The following is a 26,223-nucleotide window of genomic DNA, read 5'->3' on the forward strand; positions in this document are numbered from 1 at the left end:
CTCAATTTTCTTCGTCAATGTCGATTTCGGTATCCATATCGCCAGTCTGGTCCGCATCGCTTTGCACGGCGGCCAGCACTTCGCGATACAGCTCTCGAAACGCGCGTGGCGGTTTGTTGCGCTTGGCTTCATCCTGCGCATTGCGCACCAGTTGGCGCAGGCGCTGGCGGTCGGCGCCCGGGTTTTCATCGATGAACGCCGCCAAGGCACCATCACCGCCTTCGATCAACCGCACCCGCCAGTCTTCGGCGCGATGCATCAGGGCCACCTGCCGACGCGAGCCTTCGCTGTTGGCATCCAGCGCGTCGCGGATCGCGTCCAGCGTCTCGTCCTCTTCCTTGCGCATCTGTTTGGCCAGGAAGGCCACGGCGCGTTTGCGCGCGATGGGTGAGGTAATGCGCGCAGCATCACGGACATGCGCACGCAGCGCATCGTCCATCGGCAGCTTTTCCAGCTCGGTCACGGTCTTGCCGACCAGTACATGGGCGAGCGCCAGCACGTCCAGCGCCTCGCGCCGCTGCTCGCTGCGGCTGGGTGACAGGAAGTCGCCGGTCTCTTCGTCGTGTCCGCGCATCGATCCAACCCTTTCAACAAATATCGTTACAGGATAAGCCATGCCCGCCCAACAACTTGCCCATGATGACAGCCAGGCCCGCATCGCCCAGCTGGAAGCGACGGCCGAGCGCCTGCTTCAACTGGCCCGCCAACAGGGCGCCTCGCAGGCGGAAGTCAGCTGCTCGGAATCGCGCGGGCTGAACGTCGGTGTGCGCATGGGCGAAGTCGAGACCGTCGAGTCCAATCAGGATCGCGGCATTGGCGTCACTGTCTACTTCGGCAAGAAGAAGGGCAGCGCCAGCACGGGTGACGTGCGGGATGAAAGCCTCGTCGCCACCGTCGCCCAGGCCTGCGCCATCGCCCGGTTCACTGAAGAGGATGCCGCCGCCGGTTTGGCTGATGCAGAGCTGATGGCTACCGACCTGCGCGAATTCGATACCTGGCACCCGGCTGAGGTCAGCGCCGATGAAGCGGTCGAACGCGCGCTGGCTTGCGAAGCTGCAGGCCGCGCGATGGATGCACGCATCGGCAATTCCGATGGCGCATCGTTCGGCAGCGGACAATCGCTGGGCGTGTATGCCAACTCGCACGGCTTTGTCGGTGCGGAGCGTGACACGCACTACACCTTGGGTTGCGCGCTGATCGCCGGGCAAGGTGAGGACATGCAACGCGATGGCTGGTACAGCACGGCGTTGTCGCTGGATGGAGTGGAGGATGCGGCTTCGGTCGGGCGCATCGCTGCAGAGCGCGCACTGGCGCGACTTGATCCGCGCAGCGTGCCGACCAGTACGATGCCGGTGATCTTCAGCGCCGAAATCGCGCGTAGTTTGATCGGTCACTACGTCAGCGCGGTATCAGGCGGTTCGTTGTATCGCCGCGCCAGTTTTCTCTGCGATTCAGTGGGGCAGCGCGTATTTCCCGAGTGGTTCGGCATCAACGAAGATCCGTTCCTGCCGCGTGGTTTCCGCTCGGCTGCGTTCGATGGCGAAGGCGTGGCAACGCGCCGCTCGCCGCTGATCGATGCCGGTATCGTCCAGCATTACGTGTTGGGCAGCTACTCCGCGCGCAAGCTGGGACTACAAACCACGGCCAACGCCGGTGGCGTGCATAACCTCGAAGTCAGCACGAACGCGGAAAACCTGCAGTCGATGATGCATGGTCAGTCGCGCGCATTACTCGTTACCGAATTGATGGGGCAGGGCATCAACCTGATCACGGGCGATTACTCACGCGGCGCGGCCGGCTTCATGATCGAGAACGGCGAGCTGGCCTATCCGGTGGATGGCATCACCATCGCCGGCAATCTGCGCAGCATGTTCGAGGCCATCGAAGCCGTGGGTGCTGACATCGACCCGCGTTCGCATATCCGCACGGGCCCGATTTTGGTGGGCCGAATGACGGTGGCCGGACAGTAGGTCTTCAGTTCACTTGTGGTGGGCGTGCTTCGCCCCGATAGTGTGGATAAGCGAACGCATAGGAGGTCGCCATGAACGATTACGAACATCAAGCGGTTCCGCCGCCGGCACCGTCAGCCGTGAGTCAGGACGACCGATTGTGGGCTGCGGGCACGCATATCGCCGCGCTGTTGGCAGCGTTCTTCACTAGCTGGTTCGCGGGCATTGCCGGTGCGTTGGCGGCCCTCGTCATCTGGTTCATCGTGCGCGACCGCTCCAGCTTTGCAGCGGAGAACGCCAAGGAGGCCTTCAACTTCAACCTCAGCATGTTCCTGTACGCCGTGGTGTCCGTGCTGGTGGTGGTGTTCACCCTCGGCATCGGCTTGCTGGTGGCGTTGCCAGCATGGCTCGTGCTCGGCCTGGTGTGGTTGATCTTCACCATCATCGCCGCCATGAAGGCCTACGACGGCGAGCTGTATCGCTATCCGCTGACGATACGCTTGCTCAAGTAAGCCACGCACTCGGCCTGGACAAGGCGCGCGGTGGCTATGGCTGCCGCGCGTTTTTCATGGGCGATGATGTCGCCAGTCAGCGGTCGCGTTGGACCACGCGTCGGCCAAGTGCCTCGAGTGCAGACGCATCCGCTTGCAGTTGCCCCAACGAGGCGAACATCGTTGCCGATAGCGTCTGCAATCGCGAGCGTGATGCCTCGACCCCAATCAATGCCGGAAACGTCGCCTTGTCCTGCGCGATGTCCTTGCCAGCGGTCTTGCCCAGCGTCACGCTGTCGCCTTCGATGTCCAGCAGGTCATCCTTCACCTGAAAGGCGAGGCCGAGTGCATCGGCATAGGCATCCAACACCTGTTGTTGCGCGGTAGCGGCGCCTGCAGCGAGTGCCCCCAAACGCACGGCGGCCCGCAGCAGCGCACCGGTTTTCATTGCGTGCAGGCGTTCGAGTTGGTCGATGTCGATCCGTTGGCCGGTTGCATCGATGTCCAGTGCCTGGCCACCACACATGCCGGCGTGGCCGCTGGCGATGGCGAGTTCTCGCAACATCGCCACCTTGGCTTTGTCCGGCAGCGCAGCCTGTGCAAGGCGCTCGAACGCGAGCGATTGCAATGCATCACCCGCAAGAATGGCCGTGGCTTCGTCGAAGGCGATGTGCACGGTGGGTTGGCCACGGCGTAGGTCGTCGTCATCCATTGCGGGAAGATCGTCGTGCACCAGCGAGTAGCAGTGGATCAATTCGACGGCGAGTGCGGCGTCGTCGAGCGATGTCTCATCCACACCCAGCGCATGGCCGGTTGCGTACACCAGCAGGGGACGAATGCGCTTGCCGCCGTTGAGCGCAGCATGACGCATTGCGGCGTGCAGACGCTTGGGCTCGACATCGGGTGAAGGCAGAACGCGACGCAGCGCGTCTTCGATGCGCACCTGCCAGCCGGCGAGGCGCGCATCCACCGAAACCGCATCACTCATCGTTGTCGTCGAAAGGCTCGGCGGTGGCCGGGTCTTGCGGGTCCGACAGCAGGCGCACACGCAATTCGGCTTGTTCCAAGGCTTGATGGCAGCTGCGATACAAGCCAACGCCACGCTCGTAAGCGGCCAGTGACTCTTCCAGTGACAGCTCGCCGGTTTCCATGCGTTCGACCAGTTGCTCCAGCTCCTCTAGCGAGTGCTCGAAGTTGGCGACGGGCGAGGGCGCTTCTTTTTCTGAGGTTTTGCGTGCCATGGGGCAAGTGTGCGGCGGCTCGGGGGCGCGGTCAATCGCGGGCGGGATTGATCAGGGTCAGTGTCCCGTGATTAGCGTCCAGCCACGCATCCAGAAGGGCCGAGTGCAGGTCGCCTGCGGCGAGGAGTACACCATCAGCACGGAACATGAGTGGGATGGCATTGCGTCGCCATGGTGGCACGCCTTGCTCCTGCCATAGGTGTTTCAGTAGATGACGATGCTGGCGTTTGGCTAGTTCAATTCGTTCACCGCCCAACCGTGCTCGTACACGCGTCGGTGTCTGCAAGGCGGGTGTTCCGCTTAGCTGCCAAACCAGGCCATTCGGTAGAGCCAGTTCATCCCGGCCATCCCATTCGATATCCAGATCCATAGGCAGTGGTGTTATCGGGTCCGGCAGATATAGCGCGTCACGCCAGCGCCGTAGCAGGGTGCCTGCCCAATGACATTCGGATGCGCCATCGCGGGGCGGTTTGGCGAGCTCGGTTTCCAGCCACTCCACCACGCGAGTGGGCACAGGCGGCAAGGCATGATGGCTAGCCCAGGCGCGAAAGCCGCGAGCACGCTGCATGGGCGGCAATGCCCGCAGGCTTTCTAGCTGCAGTGGTGAGGTTGTGACATCAAAATCGTCGTCGTTGGCCTGCAGTACGACGCGGGCTTGTTGTTGCAAAAGCGCAGCGCGGGCGAATGCGGCATCGACTTGTGGCCAACGCTTCTGCAGCATCGGCATCACATTATTGCGCAAGTAGTTTCGATCGAATACGGATGAGGTATTGCTGGGGTCCTCGATCCACGCCAGTTCATTCGCTTCGGCATAGGCCATCAATGTGTCGCGTGGCAAGCCGAGCAATGGTCGCCATAAGCAGCCCGCGCCGAAACGCCGCCAAGGCCGCATCGCCGACAAGCCATCGGGACCAGAGCCGCGTAGCGCGCGTAGCAGAAATGTTTCCGCCTGGTCATCGCGGTGGTGTGCCAGGGTCAGCCATTCGCCTTCGCGCAAATGCGTTTCAAAAGCGGCGTGGCGTGCGGCGCGTGCAGCTGCTTCAGGTCCGGCATCGATATCCACTACATCGACTTTCACGGTAACGAGCGACACGCCGAGTGCATCGCAGATTTGTCGGCAATGTGTAGCCCAAGCGTCTGCATGCGGATGCAGACCGTGATGGATATGGATGGCACGCACGCGTCCGCCCTGTGCTTTGGCCAGTGCATGCAGTAGTACGGTCGAATCCAGCCCGCCGCTATAGCCCACCAACAGGCTTGGCGCAGACGTTGTGTTGGGCTCTGACGCCACCGCGCGCAGCACGGCATCGGTGGCGGGGACATTCATCGCGAAACGATCAGGCGTAGGCACCGTAGCTGCGCAGGCGCTTGTAGCGGTCATCCAGCAACGTCTCGACGGGCTTGGCTTCCAGCGCATCCAACTCGTTCATGATCACGGCCTTCAGGCGTTTGCCCATCTGCAGCGGATTGCGATGCGCACCGCCGATCGGCTCGCGCACGACCTTGTCGACCAAGCCCAGCGCCTTCAAGCGCTTGGCGGTGATGCCCATCTGCTCGGCGGCATCCTTGGCCTTCGCTGCATCCTTCCACAAAATCGACGCGCAGCCTTCGGGCGAGATCACCGAGTAGGTGCCGTATTCGAGGATGTTGGTGACGTCACCCACGCCGATGGCGAGCGCGCCGCCGGAGCCGCCTTCGCCAATCACGTTGCAGATGATCGGCACGCGCAGCTCGGCCATTTCAAGCAAGTTGCGCGCGATCGCCTCGCTCTGGCCGCGCTCTTCCGCGCCGATGCCCGGATATGCGCCCGGGGTGTCGATGAAGGTGATGATGGGCAGGCTGAAACGCTCGGCCAGCTTCATCAGGCGCAGCGCCTTGCGATAGCCCTCCGGACGCGGCATGCCGAAGTTGCGACGCACCTTGGTCTTGGTGTCGCGGCCCTTCTGGTGGCCGATGATCACGACGCTCCGGCCATCGATGCGGCCCAGACCGCCGACGATCGCGGCGTCGTCTGAATACGCGCGATCACCGGCCAGCTCCTGAAACTCGCTGCACATGACCTTGATGTAATCGTTGGTGTACGGCCGCGCGGGGTGGCGCGACATCTGCGAGACCTGCCACGGCGCGAGGTCGCGGAAGATGTGCGCGGTGCGCTGGCGCAGCTTGTCCTGCAGGGCCTTGACCTCGGCGTCGATATTGACCGCCTGGCCATCGCTGGCTTGGCGCAGCTCCTGGATCTTGGTTTCCAGATCGGCGATGGGTTGCTCGAAATCGAGGTAGTTCGGGTTCATTTAGCGGGTACTTGGCGGATTTTTTGGTCCGGCAGGGCCGGTCAGGCCCGACAGTCTAGCGGATGCGGCGCTGCGGCCCATACGCCCCGGTCATGTGGGCGAGATGTCGCTTCATTGCGTCCACGGCTTGCCCAGCGCCAGCTTCACCGTACGCACGCCGGGCTGGGCGCGCAGGGTGGCGGCGAGATCCTGATCGATGCGGATGCCGCGGCTGCCATTGAGGTCCAACTGGCCGGCCGCGCCCTCGCGCAGCAGCTCGAAGCGGATGGGGGTGGAGCCGGGGCGATGCTTGTCGAGGACGGCATCGACCGCTTCCATCGCACCGGGCACGCGCAGATCCAGGCGCAGGGCGAGACGCAGCGCCTGGGTGGCGCAGACCTGGCTGTAATCCCAGCAGCGCCGTGCGCGCAGACTGAAGCCACCGGAGAATTCGTCCTCGCGCAGGCCGCCCTCGATGATGAGGATGCGGTCGCGGGTCAGCAGCGCGGCGTACTCGGTGAAGGTCTCGGCAAAGAACGCGCACTCGATGCGTCCGCGGCCATCCTCCAATTGCACGAAGGCTTGCGACTCGCCCTTGCGGCGCATGCCGGTGACCTGGCCGGCCAGCACCACGGTTTTCTCCGGACGCCAGCCGCGCTTCTCGTCTTCGGCGCGCTCGCTCCAGACTTTCTCCAACTGCCCAAGGTGGAAGCCAGTCACGCCGATCAGGTCGTCGCGATACGGGTCCATCGGATGGCCGGAGAGATAGAAGCCCAACGTCTCGCGCTCGTGGCGCAGTTTTTCCGCGAGCGGCCAATCGTGCGTCTCGGGCAAATGGATGTCGAGTGCCGGCACCGCCGATTCGACCGCGCCAAACAAGGACACCTGCCCGGCCTCGCGCTCGCGCGCGAGCTGCTCGGTGGCCTTGAGCGCTTCGGGCAGCTGCAGCAGCAGCGAAGGCCGGTTGCTGCCCAGCGCATCCAACGCGCCGGCATGGATCAGCGCTTCCATCGTGCGACGGTTTAGCTTGTTGGATTCGACGCGCTTGCAGAAATCCAGCAGGTCGGTGAACGCACCCTCTTTCTCGCGCGCCTCGACGATGGCCTCGCAGGCGCCGCGGCCGACGCCTTTCACCGCGCCAAGGCCATATCGCAGCGTCTTCGGGTCCACCGCTTCGAACATGTAATCTGAGGCGTTGACGTCTGGTGACAGCACAGTGAGATCCATCGCGCGTGCTTCGTCCAGGAACCCGACGACCTTGTCGGTGTTGTCCATGTCCGACGACAGCACCGCCGCCATGAACTCGGCGGGGTAGTGTGTCTTCAGCCACGCGGTCTGGTAGCTCACCAGCGCGTAGGCGGCGGCGTGCGATTTGTTGAAGCCGTAGCCGGCGAATTTTTCCAGGAGGTCGAAGATCGGCCCCGAAATTTTGGAGGCGATGTCGTGTGTGGCCTGCGCGCCGGCCTCGAACTTGGCGCGCTCCTTCGCCATCTCCTCGACTTTCTTCTTGCCCATCGCGCGACGCAGCAAGTCCGCGCCGCCCAGCGAGTACCCGGCCAGGATCTGCGCGGTCTGCATCACCTGTTCCTGATACACGACCACGCCATACGTGGGTGATAGCACCGGTTCCAGCAGCGCATGCGGGTACTGCACTTCCGCGCGGCCGTGCTTGCGCTCGATGAAGTCGGGGATCAGGTCCATCGGGCCCGGTCGATACAGCGACACCAGCGCGATGAGGTCCTCGAAGCGGTCAGGCAAGGCGCGCTTCAACAGCTCACGCATGCCGCGTGATTCGAACTGGAACACCGCGACCGTGTCGCCGCGCGCGAAAAGCTCGTACGTCGCGGTGTCATCGAGCGGCAACGCGGCGATGTCGAGCGGCGTTTCGCCTACGGCCGCGCGGCGTTCATTGATCGCCTTCACCGCCCAATCGATGATGGTCAGCGTGCGCAGGCCGAGGAAGTCGAATTTTACGAGGCCAATCGCCTCGACATCGTCCTTGTCGAACTGCGTGACCGGGTTTTTTCCCAGGCCCTCGACATCATGTTCGGCGAACAGCGGGCAGAACTCGGCGAGCGGTTCCGGGGCGATCACCACGCCGCCCGCGTGCTTGCCGGCGTTGCGGGTCAGGTCTTCGAGTTGCAGCGCGAGGTCGAGCAGATCGCGCACGTCGTCTTCGTCGCGATAGCGCGCGATGAGCTCATCGCTGCGCCACGCATCGTCGCTCTTTGATTTGTCCGTACGGCCGAGCGCATCTTCCAGGCCGATGCCGAGGGTCATCGGGATCAGCTTCGCCACCCCATCGACAAACCCGTAAGGGAAGCCGAGCACGCGGCCCGAATCGCGCACCACGGCCTTTGCCGCCATGGTGCCGTAGGTGATGATCTGGCTGACGCGCTCGCGGCCATATTTGCGCGCGACGTAATCGATCACCTCGTCGCGGCGATCCATGCAGAAGTCGATGTCGAAGTCGGGCATCGACACGCGCTCGGGGTTGAGGAAGCGCTCGAACAGCAGGTCGTAGGGCAGCGGGTCGAGATCGGTGATGCCGAGCGCCCACGCCACCAGCGAGCCGGCACCCGAACCGCGTCCCGGCCCGACCGGGATGCCGTGTTGCTTACCCCAGTTGATGAAGTCCGCCACGATCAGGAAGTAACCGGGGAACCCCATCTCGATGATCACGTCGAGTTCGCGGGTCAGGCGCGCGTCGTAATCCTCGCGCGTTTTGCCCGTAGCGAGCGGCTGCTTGTCCAGGCGCGCGGCCAGGCCTTCGGCGGATTGCGTGCGGATCCAGCTTTCCAACGTGTGATCGTCGGGGACCGGGAAATCCGGCAGGTAGTAGGTGCCGAGGTTGAGGCTGGCGTTGCAGCGCTCAGCCAGGCGCAGCGTGTTCTCGATCGCATCCGGCGCATCGGCGAAGAGTTCCGCCATTTCCTCGGCGGATTTTAGGTATTGCTGGTCGGTGTAGTCGCGCGGGCGCTTGGGGTCATCCAGCACGCGGCCCGAGGCGATGCACACGCGCGCCTCGTGTGCCTCGAAGCCATCGGCGTCGATGAAGCGCACATCGTTGCTGGCGATGAGCGGAATGCCCAGCTTGGACGACATCGCCATCGCAAACGCGTTGAAGGCTTCTTCGCCTTCGCGGCCGGTGCGGCTGATCGACAGGTTGAGCCGATCACCGAAGCGCGATTGCAAATCACGCAGCGCGGCCTCGGCATGATCGTGGCGGTTCATAGACAACAACAGGCCGACATCCGACGCGCGCCCGGCAATGGCGATCAAACCGGAGAGGTCTTCTTCGTCCAGCCAATGCGGGGCGATGGCGACGCCGTCATTGCGATGGCCCTCCATCCACGCGCGCGAGATCAATCGCGACAGCGCCTTGTAGCCGCCGTTGTCGCGGCAAAGCAGCGTGAGCCAATGCACGGGTTCGCCCGGCAAGCCGATGGCCAGATCCGCGCCGGCAATCGGTTTGATGCCAGCGCTCTCGGCCGCCTTGAAGAACTTGACCAACGCGAACAGGTTGTTGCGGTCGGTGATCGCCAGCGCCGGGATGCCACGCTTCGCCGCCGCAGCCACCATCTCCTTGATGCGGACGGTGGAATCGGCCAGCGAATACTCGCTATGCAGTTGCAGATAGGCGAAGCGGTGCGACATGCGGTCCGGTCAAGCGCTGGGCGCGCGATATCCCCTCAGGGTAGGGGCTGGGGCAGGGTGGGACAAGGCTTGACAGCCGGGCGTTCCCGCCCAGCTCAGCGACGCGCTTCCAGCGCGCGACGAACGGGCGCGTAACTGCGCCGATGCGCAGGACAGGGGCCGTGTTCACGCAACGCCGCCAGATGCCCCGGGCTGGGATAGCCCTTGTGCTTGGCGAAACCGTATTGCGGAAATTCAGTGTCCAGATCGCGCAGGCGGGCATCGCGCGCGGTCTTGGCCAGAATCGAGGCGGCCATGATCGCCGGGTCCAGCGCATCGCCGCCCACCAATGCCTCGGCGGGACAGGGCAGGCCTTTTGGGAGGCGGTTGCCGTCGATGCGGGCGAGTGTGGGCGCGATGTCGAGCCCCAGCAGCGCGCGTCGCATGCCGGCGAGCGTGGCTTGCAGGATGTTGAGGTCGTCGATTTCATCGGCTTCGACAAATTCGATATGCCAGGCGAGGGCATGTTCGCGAATCAACGGGGCGAGCGCTTCGCGACGCGCTTCGGTGAGCTTCTTCGAATCATCCAGCCCGCCGATGGGACGCGCAGGGTCGAGGATGACCGCGGCCACCGCGACAGGGCCGGCCAGTGGGCCGCGTCCGGCTTCATCCACGCCAGCGATCAAGTCCGGCGGCGGCGCGAAGAGATCGTCCATCGGGTTCATCGCGTGGCGTCCGTTTTCAGCATCGATGCGATGGCATCGGCGGCACGCGCGGAGGCGTCTTGCTTCAATTCGCGGTGGATCGCTTCGAAGCGGGGTAGCAGCGCATCGACCGCAGCGGCATCGCCCAACCAATGACTGACCGCAGCGGCGAGCTTGTCCGGCGTGCAGTCATCCTGCAGCAGTTCGGGCACCAACGCCTCACCGGCCAGCACATTCGGCAGGCTGACGTGCGCGCTCTTGAGCAGGCCGAAGGCCTTGACGATGCGATACGTGAGCGGCGCGATGCGATGTCCAATCACCATCGGGCGTTTGCACAGCATCGCTTCCAGCGCTGCGGTGCCCGAGGCCAGCAACACGCAGTCGCTGGCAATCATCGCAGCTTGCGCATCGCCATCCAGTACGTGGGCATTGAGCGATGCGTCGCGTCGCGTGGCGAGCTCAGCATCGATGGCGCTACGGCACTCGCGGTTGGCCGCAGGAATGAGCAGTTGAAGCCGAGGCGTGGCTTTAGTCAGTAACGAAGCCGCCTCCAGGAACACCGGCAACATGCGCTGGATTTCGCCGAGGCGCGACCCAGGCAGTACCGCGAGCACCTTTGCATCGGCCGGCACGCTCAGCCGTGCACGCACTGCTAAGCGATCAGGCTGGAATGGAATTTCGTCCGCCAGTGGATGGCCAACGAAGACCGCATCGACGCTATGGCGCGCGTAAATCGGTGGCTCCATTGGGAAGAGGCACAACACGCGATCGGCAGATTCACCTATGCGCTGCGCGCGCGACTCCCGCCACGCCCACACGCTGGGGCTGACGTAGTGCACTGTAGAAATGCCGCGCGCCTTGAGCCACTTTTCCACGCCCAGGTTGAAGTCCGGCGCGTCGATGCCGATGAAGACATCGGGCTGCCAATCCAGTACACGTTGGCGAAAGGCTTTGCGAAGTTTCAACAGGCGCGGCAAGTGCGCGAGCACTTCGGCCAGGCCCATCACCGCGAGTTCTTGTGCGTCATGCCAAGCGTCGAGGCCGGCAGCGCGCATCTTGGGGCCGCCGATGCCGGCGAATTCAGCATCGGGGAAGCGTTTGTGCAGTTCTTCGATCAGGCCGGCGCCAAGCAGGTCGCCGGAAGCCTCGCCTGCGCACAGCGCGATGCGCATGGGCACCTCAGCGCAGCAACGGCCGCTCGCCGCGTTCGATGAAATCGAGGAACGCGCGAACGTCGTCGCTAGTGGCGGCGATCTCGGCGATCTCTGCCTTCGCCTCGTCCAATTTCGCATCGCCCATATACAACGCACGGTAGGCGCGTTTGATTGCAGCGATTCGCACAGCGTCGAAGCCACGACGCTTCAGGCCTTCGGCATTGATGCCACGCGGCCGCGAGTATTTTTCTTGCGCCACCATCAGGTAAGGCGGCACATCGCCATTGACGAAGGCGCCCATGCCGATAAATGCATGCGCGCCGATGCGGCAGAACTGATGTACGCCTACGAAGCCGGAGAGGATCACATGGTCTTCGACGGTAACGTGCCCGGCCAGCGTGGCGTTGTTGGAAAACACGCAGTGACTGCCGATCTGACAATCGTGTGCGACATGCACGTAGGCCAGCAGCCAGTTGTCGTGGCCGATACGGGTGATCCCGCCGCCATCGCCGGTGCCACGGTTGATGGTGACGAATTCGCGGATGTGGTTGCCGTCGCCGATTTCAAGCGTTACGCGCTCGCCACGAAATTTTTTGTCCTGCGGATCGCCGCCGATCGCGGCATGGCCATGGATGCGATTGTTGCGACCAATCTTGGTCGGGCCGGTGATGCTGCAATGCGGGCCGATCACTGTGCCCGCGCCAATCTCCACTTCCGCGCCGATGATGGTGTACGCGCCGACGATGACATCGTCCGCCAATTGCGCGGCATGATCGATCACAGCAGTGGGATGGATGCCGCTCACGTCAGGCATCGACCTCGGCGCAAAGAATTTCCGCGCAAGCGACCTGCTTGCCATCGACGCTGGCAGTGCCGACGTACTGCACCATATTGCGGATCTCGCGCTTAAGCTCGACATCCAGCTCCAGGCGGTCACCTGGCACGATCATGCGCGAGAACTTGGCCGCATCCACCTTCACCAGGTAAGACAGCTTGCCAACGCTTCGACCGCCGCGGGTCATGTGGCTGAGCAAACCGCCGGCCTGAGCCAGTGCTTCGATCACCAACACCCCCGGCATCACCGCATGCGCCGGAAAATGGCCGTTGAAGAAAGGCTCGTTGATGCTGACGTTCTTCCACGCCTTGATGCGCTTGCCGGACTCAAACTCCACGACGCGGTCGATCAACAGAAAAGGATAGCGATGCGGCAGCATTTCGCGAATGCGTTCGATGTCGATAGGCAGTTCGAGATCGGTCATGAAGATTCCTTGTCGCCGCCACGCATGCCGCGGAACAGCTTGTCGAGTTGCTTGAAGCGCGCGGCGCTCTTGCGCCAGCTGCGATTGTCCATCAATGGCGTGCCCGATGAATACTCCCCGGGCTCCCGAATGGAGTGGGTGACCAGGCTCATCGCGGTGATCACGGCCTGGTCGCAGATCTCCAGATGCCCGAGAACGCCCGCGCCACCGCCGATCAGGCAATAGCGGCCTATTTTGGCGCTGCCTGCAGCAGCCGAGCATCCGGCCATGGCGGTGTGGGCACCGATGCGTACGTTGTGGCCGATCTGGATCTGGTTGTCTAGGCGCACGTCTTCCTCCAGCACGGTGTCGTCCAGTGCGCCGCGGTCGATGCAGGTGTTGGCACCGATCTCGCAGTCGTCACCTACCACCACGCCGCCCAGTTGCGGGACTTTGAGCCAGCGGCCTTCATCCATCGCCAGGCCAAAACCATCTGCGCCCAGTACCGCGCCAGGGTGGATGCGCACGCGCTGGCCCAAGCGCACGCGCGTGACCAAGGTGACCCGTGCGATGAGCTCGCAGCCGGCGCCAACCACGCAATCATCGCCAATCACGCAGCCGGGGCCGATCACAGCGCTCGCACCCACATGGCTACGCGCGCCGATACTGACGAACGGCCCGATGTGTGCACTTGAGTCGATGACGGCGTCGGCGGCGATTACCGCGCTCTCATGAATGCCGGCGGGCTGATCTGCGACCGGCTCGAACAGCGTGGCAATGCGTGCGAAGGCCGCATACGGGTCGCGTGCGACCAGTGCGGTCATCGGTGCTTCGCGGGCATCATCGACGCGCATCACGACTACGCTGGCCCCAGTGGATGCCAGTTGGTTGCGGTAGCGTGGATTGGCCAGGAAGCCGAGTTGCCCCGGCTTGGCTGCAGCCAATGTCGCGACGCCTTCGATGGCGACTTCCCCGTCGCCCATCACGTCGAGCCCGAACCGCTGCGCGAGTCCTGCTGCGGTAAAGGTGGCCGTCATGCGTCGATCAGAAAGCGCCGGTGAACGTGAACTGCAGACGCTCGATGCGGTCGTCGTCTTCCTTGCGCAGCGGCAGCGCGTAGCTGATGGTGATCGGGCCCATCGGCGAGCGCCACATAAGGGCGATACCCGTCGAGACGCGGAATTCCTTCGCGCTGAAGCTGTCGAAGTCCTTGTACACGTTGCCGAAGTCGACGAATGCAGACACGCGCGCCGCAGGGCTGTCGATCAGTTTCGGGAAGAACATCTCCACCGTGCCGATGGTCTTCAACGCACCACCCAAGGGTTGCAGATAACCGTAAGCATTGGGGACGCGCGGTCCGAGTGTGTTGTCGACGAAGCCGCGCACGCGCCCCGACGTCGAAACACCACCTGCGTAGTAATTCTCGAAGAAGGGCAGGCCGGTGGCGGTCACTGTCTTCTGGAAATCAGGCGAGGTCGTTTCGCAAGGTACAGTGGGATCGGCACCTGGGGTGACGACATCGATTATGCCGTCGTTGTCGCTGTCGACGAAGGTCGGCGGCGTGTAACAGAGATTTCGAACGAAATCCTTTCCGTACGAGTCGCCGTAACCGATGTTGAAGCCTGTGTTCAATACCAGTGCTTGGCTCAGCGGCCAGTATTTGGAGAACTGGTAATCCAGTTTCCAGTACTGCACGGTCGAGCCCGGCAGCGTGGCCTCCAACCCGATGCGCTGGTAGGTGCCGAATGTAGGCGTCAGTGCATGGTTGCGGGTGTCGCGCGCGAACGCGAGCTGTGTGCGCCAGGAGTGGAACGTCTGATTGCCCACGGCATTGATGTAGTCGACGATCACCTCGGGCGTTTGGCCGGACAGCGCCAACACCTCTTTGCTATCGATACCCATCATCCAGCTGACGGTGTCGTATTCGGTGATCGGAATGCCGAGGAAGGCCTGTGCCGAACCGGAGCTGGTCGAGTACTGCGCGACGTTGAAGTCGGAGTAGTCGAATTCGTTCCAGAACAGGTTATAGCCCAGCGACACGCCGTTGTCGGTGAAGTAGGGGTTCAGGAAGGAGAAGTCGTAGCGCTCTTGGTATCCGCTGCGCATGGCTGCAATCGACACGCGGTTGCCGCTACCGAGGAAATTGTTTTCCGACAGCTGTGCGCTGATCTGTGCGCCACCCAGCTGCGAATAACCCAGTGCCAGCATCACTTGGCCGGAATTCTCTTCCTTGACCTTTACTTCCAGGTCGACCTGGTCATTGCTGCCGGGGACGGGCTTGCTTTCGATGTCCACGCTCGAAAAGTGGCCCAGCTGCTGCAGGCGGATCTTCGAGCGGTCGATCGCGGCCTGCGAATACCAGGCGCCTTCGAACTGGCGCATCTCGCGACGCAGGACCTCGTCCTTGGTGCGGTTGTTGTCCTTGAAGACGATGCGGCGCACATTGACGCGAGGACCGGGCACGACCTGCATGTCGATGCCGACGGTACGGTTTTCGCGGTTGACGTCCGGCGTCGGTTGTACCTGCGCGAAGGCATAGCCAATGTTGCTCAGCGATGCAGTAATGCTGTCGGTCGCGGCCTCAAGGCGCGCACGCGAGAACACCTGCTCGGGTTTCACGAATACCGCGACGATCTTCTCAATGTCTTCCTTCGGCAGCACGGTGTCGCCACTGACGGTGACTGTCGAGATCTTGTACTGCTCACCTTCGGTCAGGCCGGCGGTGATGAAGACTTCGCGCTTGTCGGGGCTGATCGAGACCTGGGTGTTGTCCGGGCCGACATCGGCGTCGATATAACCGCGATCCAGATAATACGACTGCAGCTTTTCAAGATCGCCCGAGAGCTTCTCTTTCGAGTACTGGTCGTCGCGGCGATACCAGCTAAGCCAGTTGCTGGGACGCGATTCCCATCCCTTCAACAGATCCTTGTCGCTGAAGATGTCGTTGCCGATCACGTTGACGTGGCGGATCTTGGCCGCCTTGCCTTCCTTGATGTTGATCGCGATGTCGACGCGGTTGCGGTCCAGCTTGGTCACCGTTGGCTCGATCACCACGTTGTACTTGCCGCGGTTCTGGTAGGCGCGGGTCAGCTCTTGCTTCACCCGGTCCAAGCTCATCCGGTCGTAGGTTTCGCCTTCCGACAAGCCGATGTCCTTCAGGCTGCCCATCAGCTGCTCGGTTTGCAGGTCTTTGTTGCCGGCGACCGTCAGTTTGTTGATGGCCGGGCGCTCGACCACGGTCAGCACCAGGATGTCACCCTGCCGATCCAGGCGGATGTCCTCGAAGAAGCCGGTCTTGTACAGGGCCCGAATGGCTTCGCCTGCTTTGGCTTGGTCAAGCCTGTCGCCACGCTCGACCGGCAGATAGGTGAAAACCGTGCCTGCCGATATGCGTTGCAGGCCATCGACGCGGATGTCGCTGACGGTGAACGGATCGATCGACTGCGCCCAGGCAGGTGCCGCCAAGATAGAGGCGAGGGCAAGGGCGAGCAGGCGGCGACGGGTGGGGCTTCGCGTCATTACGGGGATCCGGTTTGCATGATGAAAAGTCTGCAGCGGGTGTTATCGCAGCAGACCATGAAGGTCATTGTAGAACGCCAAGCCCATCAGGCAGGCGAGGAAGGCCAAGCCGATGTACTGGCCGAAGGCCATGGCACGGTCACCCAAAGGGCGTCCTTTGGCCAATTCGATAAGGTAATACAGCAGGTGCCCGCCATCCAGCATCGGAATTGGCAAAAGATTGATGATGGCAAGACTGAGTGAAACCAGGGCCAGAAAGTTCAAAAACCAGGCAGGCCCCATATCCGCCGAAGCGTTGGCGTAGCGGGCGATCGTGATGGGTCCGGAGACGTTTTCGGTCGATGCACGGCCGCTGATCATCCGCCCGATCATGCCCACCGAATCACGCGCCAAACGCCAGGTTTCGCTGAACGCCGCCGGAATTGCAGCGAGGGGTCCATGACGCAACAAGGCCGTGCGCGGCGGATTTGCGACCTGCGCCATCGCGATACCGACGCCCCAGTACTCGCCGCCATCGGGGCGCTTGAGCTGTTTGGGCGTTATCTCGACCGTGAGTGGTTGTCCGTTGCGTTCGATGCGTAGCTGGGCCGGTCGGCCGGCTTGCCCAGCGGCAGCAATCGGTGCAGGCAGAGATTCGAAATCGCGGATCGGGGTGCCATCGACCGCGGTGATCCGATCACCTGATTGCAGCTTGCCGGTGGCGGGGCCATCCGCCGCGACATCCCCCACCACGGCAGGCGCGATCGCATGCGCGGGAATCAGGCCAATCGCGCCCAAGGCGTCGCGCTCCTTCACGCTCGAGGGCAATCGCTCCATATGCAAGATGCGCTCACGGGTTTGGCCGTTGGCATCGGTCACTTCGACCGTGACCGGTTGGCGGTCCAGCGAGGTGGTGATCAGCGCCATCCCGGCCTCGCTCCAGCTGGGCGTTGGGCGGCCGTCGATGGCGATCAGCCTGTCGCCCGGCTTGAAGCCAGATGCTGCGGCGACACCTTGCACACGGCCGATGTCCGGGGCGAAATCGGGCCGGCCGATCACGAACATCCCCCACAAAAGCGTCACGCATAGCAGCAGGTTGGCGATGGGGCCAGCGGCGACGATCGCGATGCGCTGCCAGACCGACTTGCGATTGAAGGCCTGGTCAAGCTGATGCGCCGGGATATCGGCTTCACGCTCGTCTAGCATCTTCACGTAGCCGCCCAGCGGAATGGCGGCAATCACGTATTCGGTGCCGTCCTTGCCGCGGCGCATCCACAATGGTTTGCCGAAACCCACCGAGAAGCGCAGCACCTTGACGCCACAGCGGCGCGCGACCCAGAAGTGGCCAAACTCGTGGAAGGTGACCAGGAGCCCCAGACTGACGATCAGCCAGAACACCGAGCCGGCGAAGTCATTCATGCCGTTCGCATCAGTTCAGGCGCGAAATCGCAGCGAGTACGTGTTGTCGCGCGGCCTGATCGGCTGCCTGCAACACGTCGAGCGACTCCGCACGCGTGGGGGGGAGCGCGGCCAAACCATCTTCGACCAGCGCGGGGATGTCCAGAAAACCAATTCGGCCCTGAAGAAACGCTGAAACAGCTTCTTCATTCAGCGCGTTGAGCATGGCAGGCGCGGTGCCGCCGGCTTGCAATGCGGCGAAAGCGAGGCCGAGGCAGGGGAAGGCATCGAGGTCGGGCGCCTCGAATTGCAGCTCACCGCCCTGCGCAATCAGGTCGAGGCCAGCGACACCCGAAGCCACGCGCCCGGGCCAGGCGAGGCCCACGGCCAGTGTGGTGCGCATGTCGGGCAGCCCGAGTTGGGCGAGGGTGGAGCCATCGATGAACTCGACGAAGGAGTGCACCAAAGATTGCGGGTGCACCAGCACCTCGATGCGCTGTGCAGGCATCCCGAACAGGTGGTGCGCTTCGATGACTTCCAGTCCCTTGTTCATCAGGGTGGCAGAATCGACCGAGATCTTCGGGCCCATGGACCATTTTGGATGGGCAACGGCCTGGGCCGGAGTGACATCGACCAATTGCGCGCGTGTACGTCCGCGGAACGGGCCGCCCGATGCGGTCAGAATGATTTTGGCCACGCCATCGGGTCGACCGTCAGGCAGGCACTGGAAGATGGCGTTGTGCTCGCTATCGATCGGCACTAGCGTGCCGCCCGCTGCCGCGACTTCGGCCATCAACAATTCACCGGCGAGGACCAGGGATTCCTTGTTGGCCAGCAGCAGCCGTTTGCCGGCGCGCGCTGCGGCCAAGGTGGATGACAAACCCGCGGCGCCAACGATGGCGGCGATCACCGTATCGCAGGCATCGGACGCGGCGAGTGTGTCCGTCGCGGCAAGCCCGGCGTGCGGCTGTGTCGTGAGGCCCGCATCGCGCAGCCCGTCGCGCAGGGTGGTGAACGCAGCTTCATCGGCGATCACCGCGTGATCCGGGTGATGGAGGCGGCAGAGGTCGATCAGCGCCTCGACGCGGTTGCCGGCGGCGAGGACAGTGGCGCGATACTGCTCGGGGTGCCGGCTGATGACGTCCAGGGCCGAAGCGCCGATGGACCCGGTCGCACCAAAGATGGCGATGCGGCGCATCGCAGCCATCTCAGAACCCAAAGCTGGCTTTGCAGACTGCAAACACCGGAAGGGCCGCCAGCACGCTGTCCATGCGATCAAGGATGCCGCCATGGCCGGGGATCAAATCGCTGGAGTCTTTGACGCCTGCATGGCGTTTGAGCAGGCTTTCGAACAAGTCGCCGACGACCGATGCTATGACCGTGATCAGCGCGGTCAGAGCGACCCATGGCAGGTCCGATGTTTCGGCCCCGGCGATCATCGCGAAGATCAGGCCGAACACGGTGGCAGCAATCGCACCGCCAACAAGGCCTTCGACCGTCTTGTTGGGGCTGATGCGCGGGGCCAGCTTGTGCTTGCCGAACTTGCGCCCGGCGAAGTACGCGCCGGTATCCGCCATCCAGATCATCATTAGCGCGGTCAGCAGCCACAAGTGGTTGCGCGGGATGATGCCAACCATGCCTTCATCGCCCGGATCACCGTGGATGACGGCCAGGGCGCACCAAGCCGGAATGACCGCCAGTGTGCCGGCAGCGAGCTTGATCGCGCGTGCCCAGCCTTCGTGATGTGAACCGAAGCCAGGGAATTTGAGCCACAAGCCGGCGAAGAACCACCAGATCACGCCGACGAAGATGGCGAGGTGGAACAGCGCCAGCGAGCCGCCGCGCTCGGTGCGCGAGGCCCAGACCAGCATCACCATCAAGAGCAGGTTGGCGGCGAGGAGGAAGGTGCGGGTCAGGGTGTCCTCGACCTCAGCCAGACGAAACCACTCCCACAAACCGGCGAGGAACAGCACAGCGGCCAGCACCATCATCCAGGGCGTGGGCAGGAATAGCACAGCCAGAATGGCGAGTGGGCCCATGACGAGGGCGGCGAGGGTGCGGGTCTTGGTCATGCGCTCGGCGGCAGTTTCGGGTCGGGTGCCGTGACCTGCGCGCCGGTCAGGCCGAAACGGCGCTGGCGTCGTGCGTAATCGTCGAAGGCGTGCTGGAGTGTGGCGGCATCGAGCTCTGGCCACAAGCGCGGTGTGAACCAAAGTTCGGTGTAGGCGGCCTGCCAGAGCAGGAAATTGCTGATGCGTTGATCGCCGCCGGTGCGGATCAACAGGTCCGGCGCAGGCAGGTCGGCGAGCGCCACGTGCTGGTCGAAACGGGTCTCGTCGATTGCGTCGGGGGACAGGCGGCCGGCAGCGACTTCGCGCGCCAAGGCGCGTGCAGCATCGACGATGTCCTGCCGCCCGCCATAGCTGGCGGCGATGGTCAGCGTCATCCGCGTATTGCCCACTGTGAGGCTTTCTGCGGCCTGCATTCGGCGGCGGATGTCGTCCGAGAAACGGCTCACATCGCCAATGAAACGCAGGCGGATGCCGCGGCGATGCAATTCGTCGGCCTCGCGATCCAAGGTGCCGGTGAACAACTTCATCAAGCCGCTTACCTCTTCCTGCGGCCGGCCCCAGTTCTCGCTGGAGAATGCAAACAGCGTCAGCGCCTCTACCCCGCGCTCCAGGCAGTACTCCACGCACAGGTTCACCGCGCGTGCCCCGGCGCGGTGGCCGATGAGCCGCGGGCGACGGCGTTGCTCCGCCCAGCGCCCATTGCCATCCATGATGACGGCGAGGTGGCGGGGGATGGGGGAGGTGGCTGTATCGCTCATCGACATCCCACCGACGACACTTCCGGGCCGTCGTGAGCGATGGCCAGGCAAAGAAGAGGCGGCTCGGGCAGAGGGAGCGTACTGAAGTACGTGACCGATGCCGAATGCCGCCGATGACGCAGTATGGGCAAGCGCAACAGGCCCATCCTCAGACAGCCATCAATTCCTGTTCTTTGGCTTTCACCACTTCATCCACATCCTTGATCGCGCTGTCGGTCATCTTCTGCACATCGTCTTCGCTGCGACGCACGTCGTCTTCGGTGACCTGCTTGTCCTTTTGCAGATCCTTGACCTGCTGGTTGGCATCGCGGCGGATGTTGCGGATCGCGACCTTCGCGTCCTCGGCCTCGCTGTGCACCACCTTGGTCAGCTCGCGGCGGCGTTCCTCGGTGAGGGCGGGGATGTTGATACGGATGGTCATGCCGGCCGTATTCGGGGTCAGGCCCAGATCCGAATTGATCAGCGCCTTCTCGATCACGCTGACCATCTGCTTGTCCCACGGTGTGATGGTGAGCGAGCGCGCATCGGTCACGGCCACGCTGGCGACCTGCGACAGCGGCATGTCGGAGCCGTAGCTCTGCACTTTGATGTGATCGACCAAGGCTGATGTGGCGCGACCGGTGCGGACCTTGACCAGGTTGTGACGCAGCGCTTCGATGCTCTTGTGCATGCGCGACTGCGCGTCTTTGTGAATGTCCTTGATCATGGTCGGCTCCGAACGAACGTAGCCGGAGATTATAGGCGTGTTGCAGGGGTGTCCGGGTGATGTGGTGTTAGTGCGCGTGCGGGGCGCGGTCGTGTCGGTCGTGTTCGCACAGGTTGCCGCGCTCCACCTGCAGGGTCGGATGATTGATGCCGAATTCGTGGTCCAGGTCGTGGACGAGGGTGTCGATGAAGGCATCGTGGTCTTCGTCGTCCGGGCGAACCAGATGCGCGGTCATCGCGATTTCGCCCGCCCCCAGTGCCCAGATGTGCAGGTGATGAATGGCGCTGACGCCAGGCCGCGCCAGCAGGAAGGCATGGACCGCATCCCGATCGATGCTGCGTGGCACCGCATCCATTGCCGCCTCGAAGCTGTCGCGCAGCAGCGCCCAGGCACCGACCGCGATCACTACGCTGATGAGCAGCGCCGTGGCCGGATCCAGCCACGACCAGCCCAGATACCACATCCCCAAGCCGGCCAGGACCGCCGCCAGCGACACGGCGGCATCGGCCATTAAGTGCATGAACGCGCCGCGACGGTTCAGGTCGTTTTCGTGCCCGCCGCGCACCAACCACGCGCCGAGCAGGTTGACGCCGATGCCAATCGCCGCGACCACGATCACCGGCAAGGCCGGGATTTCCGGCGGCGCACTGAAACGACGGATCGCCTCCCAGCCCAAGGCGCCGGAAAACACTACCAGCAGCACCGCGTTGGCCAGCGGCGAGAGCAGGGTGGCGCGACGCCAGCCGTAAGTGTGGCGGCCACTGGGTGGGCGTTTGGCCAATGCGGCCGCCGCCCAAGCCAGGCCCAGGCCCAATACATCGCCCAGGTTGTGCAGGGCGTCGGTCAGCAATGCGAGCGAGTTGGTCCAGAAGCCGTACAGCGCCTCAACCGTGGTGAACGCTAGGTTCAACAGCGTGACCATCGCGAACGTACGCGTGTTGGAGAACGCACCGGGCCCGTGGGTGTGGTCGTCTCCGTGGCCGTGCGAGTGTCCGAGCATGGCGGCAGTCTGTCAGTGGGCGGCTGCGGACACTATTTCAAAATCAGCGGGCTGAGCGACCCTGCACCAAGGTGCCGATATTCTCGCCGCGCAGGATTTTCAGCAGCACGCCCGGTTGGTCCATGTCGAAGATGCGCATCGGCAGCTCTGCATCGCGGGCCAGCGCGAAAGCGGCGGTGTCCATCACCTGCAGGTTGCGATTGATGACTTCGTCGTAGTCCAGTGTTTCGAAGCGCACGGCATCGGGGAATTTTTTCGGATCTTTGTCGTACACACCATCGACCTTGGTGGCCTTCAGCAGCATGTCCGCGCCAATCTCGATCGCGCGCAGGGCAGCACCGGAGTCAGTGGTGAAGAAGGGGTTGCCGGTGCCTGCTGCAAAAATGGTGATGCGGCCTTTTTCCAGATGGCGCACAGCGCGGCGACGTATGTAGTCCTCGCATACGTCGTTGATCTTGAGTGCACTCATCACGCGCGCCTTGCCGCCGACCTTCTCCAGCGCGTCCTGCATGGCCAACGCATTAATGACGGTTGCCAACATGCCCATCTGATCGCCAGTGACGCGGTCCATGCCCCCAGCGGCAAGGCCTGCGCCGCGAAAGATGTTGCCGCCGCCGACCACCAACGCGATCTCCGCGCCGGCATCGCGCGCTTCGATCACCTCACGCGCGATGCGGTGCAGGATCTTGGGGTCAATTCCGTAGTCCTCATCACCCATCAATGCCTCGCCGGAGAGTTTCAACAGGACACGACGATGGGCGAGCTGGGACATGGAGGCTCCGGGGGTAGGCAAGGTTGGCGATGATTTTAGTCGATGTCGCGACCCAACCGCGGGGGGTCTGCGATAATCCGCGCTCTGTTCGCTCCGCCATCCCCCGAATGTCATCATCCAACGGCCTGTCTTTCCACCATCCCGTGGCCTTTTGGTTTGGCTGCGCGCTGATCGTCGCCGGGGTCTTGGCGCACATGCCGATGTTCATGATGGGCCAGCACACGCATTGGCAAATGGTGGGGATGCCGATGACCACTGAAATGTGGCTGGGCATGGCCGCGATCCCGGTAGGACTCGCTTTCGCCGCCTATGGTTTGATGCCGCGCCTGTCCCAGATGCGCACGGCGATGGCGGGCGACAATGGGCAGCTGCAGTTCCATGTCGCCGACTCCGTCCAACTAAACATCGAGCACTGGAAACTGGTAGCGGTGTTGGTGGTCGCGCTGGCGGTGGATGTGATGAAGCCAGCCACGCTCGGCTTTGTCGTGCCCGGGATGAGCGCGGAATATGGCATGAGCAAGCCTTCGGCGAGTTTCCTGGCGCTGGTAGCGCTGACCGGCACCACGGTGGGCTCGGTCGTATGGGGCCGGGTGGCGGATCTGTTCGGGCGGCGTGCGGCGATCCTGCTAGCCGCGCTGATGTTCATCGGCACCTCGATCTGCGGCGCGATGCCCACCTTCGAGTGGAACTTGGCCATGTGCTTCCTGATGGGCGCATCGGCTGGCGGCCTCTTGCCGATCACCTTCACCTTGATGGCCGAAAGCATCCCGGCGGCGCATCGTGGCTGGCTGCTGGTGGCATTGGGCGGCATCGGGACATCGGCCGGCTATTTGCTTGCTTCCGGTGCGGCGGCGACGCTGGAGCCAATGTTCAGCTGGCGCATCCTGTGGCTGCTGGGCCTGCCGACCGGTGGCATCATCCTCTTGCTCTCTCGCTTCATCCCCGAATCCCCGCGCTTCCTCTACAACGCAGGCCTCGCGCATCAGGCACGCGCGGTGCTGCGAAAATTTTCGGGCGGGGTGTTGGATGTCGAGCCGGAGGACGCGTCGCATCCGGGCGCACCACGGCTGCACGTGACACCCGAAGCGACCGGTGTGCGCGAATTGATGCGGGGCCGTCACGCTTCGATCAGCTGGGGCCTGCTCACTTGCGGGGTAGCCTGGGGCTTAGCCAACTTCGGCTTCTTGCTATGGCTGCCGGTCAACCTGACCGAACTCGGTGTCGATCCGAAAGCCGCGAGCACACTGCTGGCGAAATCTGCCGTGCTCGCACTGCCCGGCATCTCAGTCGTGATCTGGCTCTACCACCACTGGAGCAGCTACAAGTCGTTGGTGCTGTTCATCGGCTTGACGACGCTCTCGCTGCTCGCATTCTGGGTGATGGGCGCACTGAAGATGCGCTCGGAAGTGGCGACCGTGGTGGCGACGGCGTCGCTCCTGATCAGCATCAGTGGGGTGATTGCGATGTTGATTCCCTACGCGGCGGAGATCTATCCGGTGCGCTTGCGTGGAACAGGGTCAGGGCTCATCGCGGCCAGTTCCAAGTTTGGCGGCATCGTGGGTGCCGCGCTCGGAGTGATGGGCTTTTTTACCCACTTCGCGACATCGGCATTACTCATCGCCTTGCCTATGGCGATCTCGGGGGTGATGTTGTGGCGGTCTGGCGTTGAGACGCGTGGTCGCCGACTGGAAGAGATCCAGGCCTTGCTTGGGCATTGATCGATGCTGCATGCGCTTAAATCGAGCGATGCTTCACGCGTTGCACCTCGCATGAATCTGGCTTTCACCGGCCAACATGCATGATCAGGCCTCACATAGCTTGACTTGATTGCACGCCATGCCCGACAACATCTACGAAGCCCTGCGCGAAAGTCACGAGCGCCAACGTGCGCTGTGCAAGGCGCTGCTCGACACCCAGCCCGAAGGCGATGGGCGGCAAGCCCTGTTCCGTGAATTGCGTCGTGAAGAGTCCGCGCATGCGGCGGCGGAAGAGCGCTTCCTCTACGCGCCGATCCTGATGGAAGACAACGGCCTGCTGCCATCGCGCCATGCCTTGGCCGAGCACCACAAGATCGACGAGCTCTTCGAAGAACTTGCAAAGGATGCGCCGTCCCAACGCGGCTGGATGCAGCGAGCCAAGACCCTGTGCGAAAAGATCGAGCATCACCTGGAAGAGGAGGAGACGCGGTTCTTTCAGCAGTCTGGCAAGATCCTCAGCGATGCGCAGAAAGTGTCGCTGGCCAAGTCCTATCGCAAGGATTACGAACGCTTGTTGAAGTCGCCGCCCATCAGCTGACAACGTCTTGGCTCATCGTACATGCAAAGAAAAACCCGCCTTTTGGCGGGTTTTTCGTGTCACTCGCTAAACGCGAATCAGGATCAGGCGAGGCCTGCCTGCTTCATCACTTCGGCGGCGTAGTCTTCCACCACCTTCTCGATGCCTTCGCCCACGGCGAGACGCTCGAAGCCGACGACTTCAGCGCCAGCAGCCTTCAGCGCGGCCTCAACGGTCTGGTCGGTGTTCAGCACGTAGGGCTGGCCGGTCAGGGTGATTTCGGCGACGGTCTTGGCGATCTTGCCGGAGATCATCTTCTCCAGGATCTCGGCCGGCTTGCCCGAATCCTTGACCTGGGCCAGGGCGATTTCCTTCTCGCGCTCGATGAACTCGGCCGGCACGTGGGCAGGCGAGATGTAGGGCGGGTTCATGGCGGCGATGTGCATCGCGATGCCGCGGGCCAACTCTTCGTTGCCACCCTTGACCTCGACCAGCACGCCGATGCGGCCACCGTGCACGTAGGCGCCGATGGTGTTGTCGCTGTCGATACGAGCCATGCGGCGTACCTGCAGGTTCTCGCCGACCTTGGCGATCACGGCAGCGCGGGCTTCTTCAACCGTGTCGGCACCGATCTTCTCGGCCTTCAGGGCTTCGATGTCGGCGGCGTTCAATGCGGCCTGGGCGACGGCATCGACGAAGGTGGTGAAGTTGCCGTCCTTCGCGACGAAGTCGGTCTCGGAGTTCACTTCGACCAGCACGGCCTTGCCCGGTGCCTGGGCCATGCCGATCTTGCCTTCGGCGGTGACGCGGTCGGCCTTCTTGTCAGCCTTGGCCAGACCGGTCTTGCGCAGCCAGTCGGCCGCCGCTTCGATGTCGCCGTTGTTCTCGGTCAGAGCCTTCTTGCACTCCATCATGCCGGCGCCGGTGCGCTCGCGCAGTTCCTTGACCATGGATGCGGTGATTTCAGCCATTTCAATTCCTTAGTGTTTCGTGGTCGCCGCGAATGCGGGGCGACGTCATGGGGGAGGGACGCCACGCAGGGTGGCGTCCTCACATGTCGAA

Annotated in this window: 24 protein-coding genes; 4 read left to right on the forward strand and 20 right to left on the reverse strand. The window is 63.3% G+C overall.

Annotated elements, in window-relative coordinates; genetic code table 11:
- Nucleotide 1: 1 nt before the first annotated feature.
- Nucleotides 2–574, reverse strand: coding sequence for a ribosome biogenesis factor YjgA (gene yjgA, locus BW989_RS02105; RefSeq protein WP_076584854.1), 573 nt, complete (start codon nt 572–574; stop codon nt 2–4).
- A 40-nt stretch (nt 575–614) separates the two neighbouring features.
- Here yjgA and pmbA point away from each other — a divergent pair, with 40 nt between their 5' ends.
- Together pmbA and BW989_RS02115 are read left to right on the forward strand one after the other, a co-directional pair.
- Entirely contained in the window at nt 615–1,970 is a 1,356-nt protein-coding gene (gene pmbA / locus BW989_RS02110) for a metalloprotease PmbA (RefSeq protein WP_076584856.1), read from the forward strand.
- A 71-nt stretch (nt 1,971–2,041) separates the two neighbouring features.
- Nucleotides 2,042–2,461 (forward strand): DUF4870 domain-containing protein, encoded by a 420-nt coding sequence (locus tag BW989_RS02115; protein ID WP_076584858.1) that lies wholly within the window; start codon nt 2,042–2,044, stop codon nt 2,459–2,461.
- 76 nt (nt 2,462–2,537) lie between these two features.
- Here the strand turns inward: BW989_RS02115 and ispA are convergent, their stop codons facing one another.
- The 18 genes from ispA to pyrH form a co-directional block, all read right to left on the reverse strand.
- Nucleotides 2,538–3,428: a (2E,6E)-farnesyl diphosphate synthase gene (gene ispA / locus BW989_RS02120; protein WP_076584860.1), complete on the reverse strand. Its 891-nt coding sequence runs from the start codon at nt 3,426–3,428 to the stop codon at nt 2,538–2,540.
- Nucleotides 3,421–3,681: an exodeoxyribonuclease VII small subunit gene (locus tag BW989_RS02125; protein WP_076584862.1), complete on the reverse strand. Its 261-nt coding sequence runs from the start codon at nt 3,679–3,681 to the stop codon at nt 3,421–3,423. Before BW989_RS02125 ends, ispA begins: the two co-directional genes overlap by 8 nt.
- 31 nt (nt 3,682–3,712) lie before the next feature.
- Complete coding sequence (tilS, locus tag BW989_RS02130) at nt 3,713–5,008, reverse strand: tRNA lysidine(34) synthetase TilS (RefSeq protein WP_083688128.1); 1,296 nt, start codon at nt 5,006–5,008, stop codon at nt 3,713–3,715.
- Nucleotides 5,009–5,018: 10 nt separating this feature from the next.
- Nucleotides 5,019–5,972, reverse strand: a complete 954-nt coding sequence (locus BW989_RS02135) for an acetyl-CoA carboxylase carboxyltransferase subunit alpha (protein WP_076584866.1) — start codon at nt 5,970–5,972, stop codon at nt 5,019–5,021.
- 111 nt (nt 5,973–6,083) lie between these two features.
- Nucleotides 6,084–9,608 (reverse strand): DNA polymerase III subunit alpha, encoded by a 3,525-nt coding sequence (dnaE, locus tag BW989_RS02140; RefSeq protein ID WP_076584868.1) that lies wholly within the window; start codon nt 9,606–9,608, stop codon nt 6,084–6,086.
- 95 nt (nt 9,609–9,703) lie between these two features.
- Complete coding sequence (gene rnhB, locus BW989_RS02145) at nt 9,704–10,312, reverse strand: ribonuclease HII (RefSeq protein ID WP_076584870.1); 609 nt, start codon at nt 10,310–10,312, stop codon at nt 9,704–9,706.
- Nucleotides 10,309–11,583: a lipid-A-disaccharide synthase gene (lpxB, locus tag BW989_RS02150; protein WP_129582785.1), complete on the reverse strand. Its 1,275-nt coding sequence runs from the start codon at nt 11,581–11,583 to the stop codon at nt 10,309–10,311. The genes rnhB and lpxB overlap by 4 nt, the downstream gene beginning before the upstream one ends.
- Entirely contained in the window at nt 11,471–12,259 is a 789-nt protein-coding gene (gene lpxA / locus BW989_RS02155) for an acyl-ACP--UDP-N-acetylglucosamine O-acyltransferase (RefSeq protein ID WP_076584872.1), read from the reverse strand. The genes lpxB and lpxA overlap by 113 nt, the downstream gene beginning before the upstream one ends.
- On the reverse strand, nt 12,252–12,704 hold the full coding sequence (gene fabZ, locus BW989_RS02160) for a 3-hydroxyacyl-ACP dehydratase FabZ (RefSeq protein WP_076584874.1): 453 nt from the start codon (nt 12,702–12,704) through the stop codon (nt 12,252–12,254). Before fabZ ends, lpxA begins: the two co-directional genes overlap by 8 nt.
- The gene (gene lpxD / locus BW989_RS02165) at nt 12,701–13,720 is read right to left on the reverse strand and encodes a UDP-3-O-(3-hydroxymyristoyl)glucosamine N-acyltransferase (RefSeq protein ID WP_076584876.1); all 1,020 of its coding nucleotides are present in this window, start codon (nt 13,718–13,720) and stop codon (nt 12,701–12,703) included. Before lpxD ends, fabZ begins: the two co-directional genes overlap by 4 nt.
- 7 nt (nt 13,721–13,727) lie before the next feature.
- The gene (gene bamA / locus BW989_RS02170; protein WP_076584878.1) at nt 13,728–16,202 is read right to left on the reverse strand and encodes an outer membrane protein assembly factor BamA; all 2,475 of its coding nucleotides are present in this window, start codon (nt 16,200–16,202) and stop codon (nt 13,728–13,730) included.
- 42 nt (nt 16,203–16,244) lie between these two features.
- On the reverse strand, nt 16,245–17,600 hold the full coding sequence (rseP, locus tag BW989_RS02175; RefSeq protein WP_076584880.1) for an RIP metalloprotease RseP: 1,356 nt from the start codon (nt 17,598–17,600) through the stop codon (nt 16,245–16,247).
- A gap of 10 nt (nt 17,601–17,610) precedes the next feature.
- Nucleotides 17,611–18,786 carry a 1-deoxy-D-xylulose-5-phosphate reductoisomerase gene (gene dxr / locus BW989_RS02180; protein ID WP_076584882.1) on the reverse strand — a complete coding sequence of 392 codons (1,176 nt, stop codon included), beginning with the start codon at nt 18,784–18,786 and terminating at the stop codon, nt 17,611–17,613.
- A 1-nt stretch (nt 18,787) separates the two neighbouring features.
- Nucleotides 18,788–19,651: a phosphatidate cytidylyltransferase gene (locus tag BW989_RS02185; protein ID WP_076584884.1), complete on the reverse strand. Its 864-nt coding sequence runs from the start codon at nt 19,649–19,651 to the stop codon at nt 18,788–18,790.
- The gene (gene uppS / locus BW989_RS02190; RefSeq protein WP_076585286.1) at nt 19,648–20,409 is read right to left on the reverse strand and encodes a polyprenyl diphosphate synthase; all 762 of its coding nucleotides are present in this window, start codon (nt 20,407–20,409) and stop codon (nt 19,648–19,650) included. Before uppS ends, BW989_RS02185 begins: the two co-directional genes overlap by 4 nt.
- Nucleotides 20,410–20,557: 148 nt before the next feature.
- A complete protein-coding gene (gene frr, locus BW989_RS02195) occupies nt 20,558–21,115 on the reverse strand; it encodes a ribosome recycling factor (protein ID WP_076584886.1) in 558 nt (185 codons plus the stop codon).
- A gap of 67 nt (nt 21,116–21,182) precedes the next feature.
- Entirely contained in the window at nt 21,183–22,115 is a 933-nt protein-coding gene (locus tag BW989_RS02200) for a cation diffusion facilitator family transporter (protein WP_076584888.1), read from the reverse strand.
- Between the two features lie 43 nt (nt 22,116–22,158).
- Complete coding sequence (pyrH, locus tag BW989_RS02205; RefSeq protein ID WP_076584890.1) at nt 22,159–22,887, reverse strand: UMP kinase; 729 nt, start codon at nt 22,885–22,887, stop codon at nt 22,159–22,161.
- Between the two features lie 107 nt (nt 22,888–22,994).
- Here pyrH and BW989_RS02210 point away from each other — a divergent pair, with 107 nt between their 5' ends.
- Nucleotides 22,995–24,605, forward strand: a complete 1,611-nt coding sequence (locus BW989_RS02210) for an MFS transporter (protein WP_076584892.1) — start codon at nt 22,995–22,997, stop codon at nt 24,603–24,605.
- 118 nt (nt 24,606–24,723) lie between these two features.
- Complete coding sequence (locus BW989_RS02215; protein ID WP_076584894.1) at nt 24,724–25,182, forward strand: hemerythrin domain-containing protein; 459 nt, start codon at nt 24,724–24,726, stop codon at nt 25,180–25,182.
- Between the two features lie 83 nt (nt 25,183–25,265).
- Here BW989_RS02215 and tsf read toward each other — a convergent pair whose 3' ends face one another.
- Nucleotides 25,266–26,132 (reverse strand): translation elongation factor Ts, encoded by an 867-nt coding sequence (tsf, locus tag BW989_RS02220; protein WP_076584896.1) that lies wholly within the window; start codon nt 26,130–26,132, stop codon nt 25,266–25,268.
- Nucleotides 26,133–26,223 lie beyond the last annotated feature (91 nt).

The sequence above is a fragment of the Solilutibacter tolerans genome (assembly GCF_900155935.1).
GTDB classification, from domain to species: domain Bacteria; phylum Pseudomonadota; class Gammaproteobacteria; order Xanthomonadales; family Xanthomonadaceae; genus Solilutibacter; species Solilutibacter tolerans.

Excerpts from the sequence above, each read along its gene's own strand:
- dnaE (WP_076584868.1), bottom strand. The coding sequence starts at position 9,608 with ATGTCGCACCGCTTCGCCTATCTGCAACTGCATAGCGAGTATTCGCTG.
- BW989_RS02115 (WP_076584858.1), top strand. The coding sequence starts at position 2,042 with ATGAACGATTACGAACATCAAGCGGTTCCGCCGCCGGCACCGTCAGCC.
- tilS (WP_083688128.1), bottom strand. The coding sequence starts at position 5,008 with ATGAATGTCCCCGCCACCGATGCCGTGCTGCGCGCGGTGGCGTCAGAG.
- BW989_RS02215 (WP_076584894.1), top strand. The coding sequence starts at position 24,724 with ATGCCCGACAACATCTACGAAGCCCTGCGCGAAAGTCACGAGCGCCAA.
- rnhB (WP_076584870.1), bottom strand. The coding sequence starts at position 10,312 with ATGAACCCGATGGACGATCTCTTCGCGCCGCCGCCGGACTTGATCGCT.
- BW989_RS02125 (WP_076584862.1), bottom strand. The coding sequence starts at position 3,681 with ATGGCACGCAAAACCTCAGAAAAAGAAGCGCCCTCGCCCGTCGCCAAC.
- ispA (WP_076584860.1), bottom strand. The coding sequence starts at position 3,428 with ATGAGTGATGCGGTTTCGGTGGATGCGCGCCTCGCCGGCTGGCAGGTG.
- lpxB (WP_129582785.1), bottom strand. The coding sequence starts at position 11,583 with ATGCGAAATTGGACGAGGCGAAGGCAGAGATCGCCGAGATCGCCGCCA.
- tsf (WP_076584896.1), bottom strand. The coding sequence starts at position 26,132 with ATGGCTGAAATCACCGCATCCATGGTCAAGGAACTGCGCGAGCGCACC.
- pmbA (WP_076584856.1), top strand. The coding sequence starts at position 615 with ATGCCCGCCCAACAACTTGCCCATGATGACAGCCAGGCCCGCATCGCC.
- BW989_RS02210 (WP_076584892.1), top strand. The coding sequence starts at position 22,995 with ATGTCATCATCCAACGGCCTGTCTTTCCACCATCCCGTGGCCTTTTGG.
- pyrH (WP_076584890.1), bottom strand. The coding sequence starts at position 22,887 with ATGTCCCAGCTCGCCCATCGTCGTGTCCTGTTGAAACTCTCCGGCGAG.
- dxr (WP_076584882.1), bottom strand. The coding sequence starts at position 18,786 with ATGGCTGCGATGCGCCGCATCGCCATCTTTGGTGCGACCGGGTCCATC.
- lpxD (WP_076584876.1), bottom strand. The coding sequence starts at position 13,720 with ATGACGGCCACCTTTACCGCAGCAGGACTCGCGCAGCGGTTCGGGCTC.
- frr (WP_076584886.1), bottom strand. The coding sequence starts at position 21,115 with ATGATCAAGGACATTCACAAAGACGCGCAGTCGCGCATGCACAAGAGC.
- fabZ (WP_076584874.1), bottom strand. The coding sequence starts at position 12,704 with ATGACCGATCTCGAACTGCCTATCGACATCGAACGCATTCGCGAAATG.
- yjgA (WP_076584854.1), bottom strand. The coding sequence starts at position 574 with ATGCGCGGACACGACGAAGAGACCGGCGACTTCCTGTCACCCAGCCGC.
- BW989_RS02135 (WP_076584866.1), bottom strand. The coding sequence starts at position 5,972 with ATGAACCCGAACTACCTCGATTTCGAGCAACCCATCGCCGATCTGGAA.
- uppS (WP_076585286.1), bottom strand. The coding sequence starts at position 20,409 with ATGAGCGATACAGCCACCTCCCCCATCCCCCGCCACCTCGCCGTCATC.
- BW989_RS02185 (WP_076584884.1), bottom strand. The coding sequence starts at position 19,651 with ATGACCAAGACCCGCACCCTCGCCGCCCTCGTCATGGGCCCACTCGCC.
- lpxA (WP_076584872.1), bottom strand. The coding sequence starts at position 12,259 with ATGCCTGACGTGAGCGGCATCCATCCCACTGCTGTGATCGATCATGCC.
- rseP (WP_076584880.1), bottom strand. The coding sequence starts at position 17,600 with ATGAATGACTTCGCCGGCTCGGTGTTCTGGCTGATCGTCAGTCTGGGG.
- bamA (WP_076584878.1), bottom strand. The coding sequence starts at position 16,202 with ATGACGCGAAGCCCCACCCGTCGCCGCCTGCTCGCCCTTGCCCTCGCC.
- BW989_RS02200 (WP_076584888.1), bottom strand. The coding sequence starts at position 22,115 with ATGCTCGGACACTCGCACGGCCACGGAGACGACCACACCCACGGGCCC.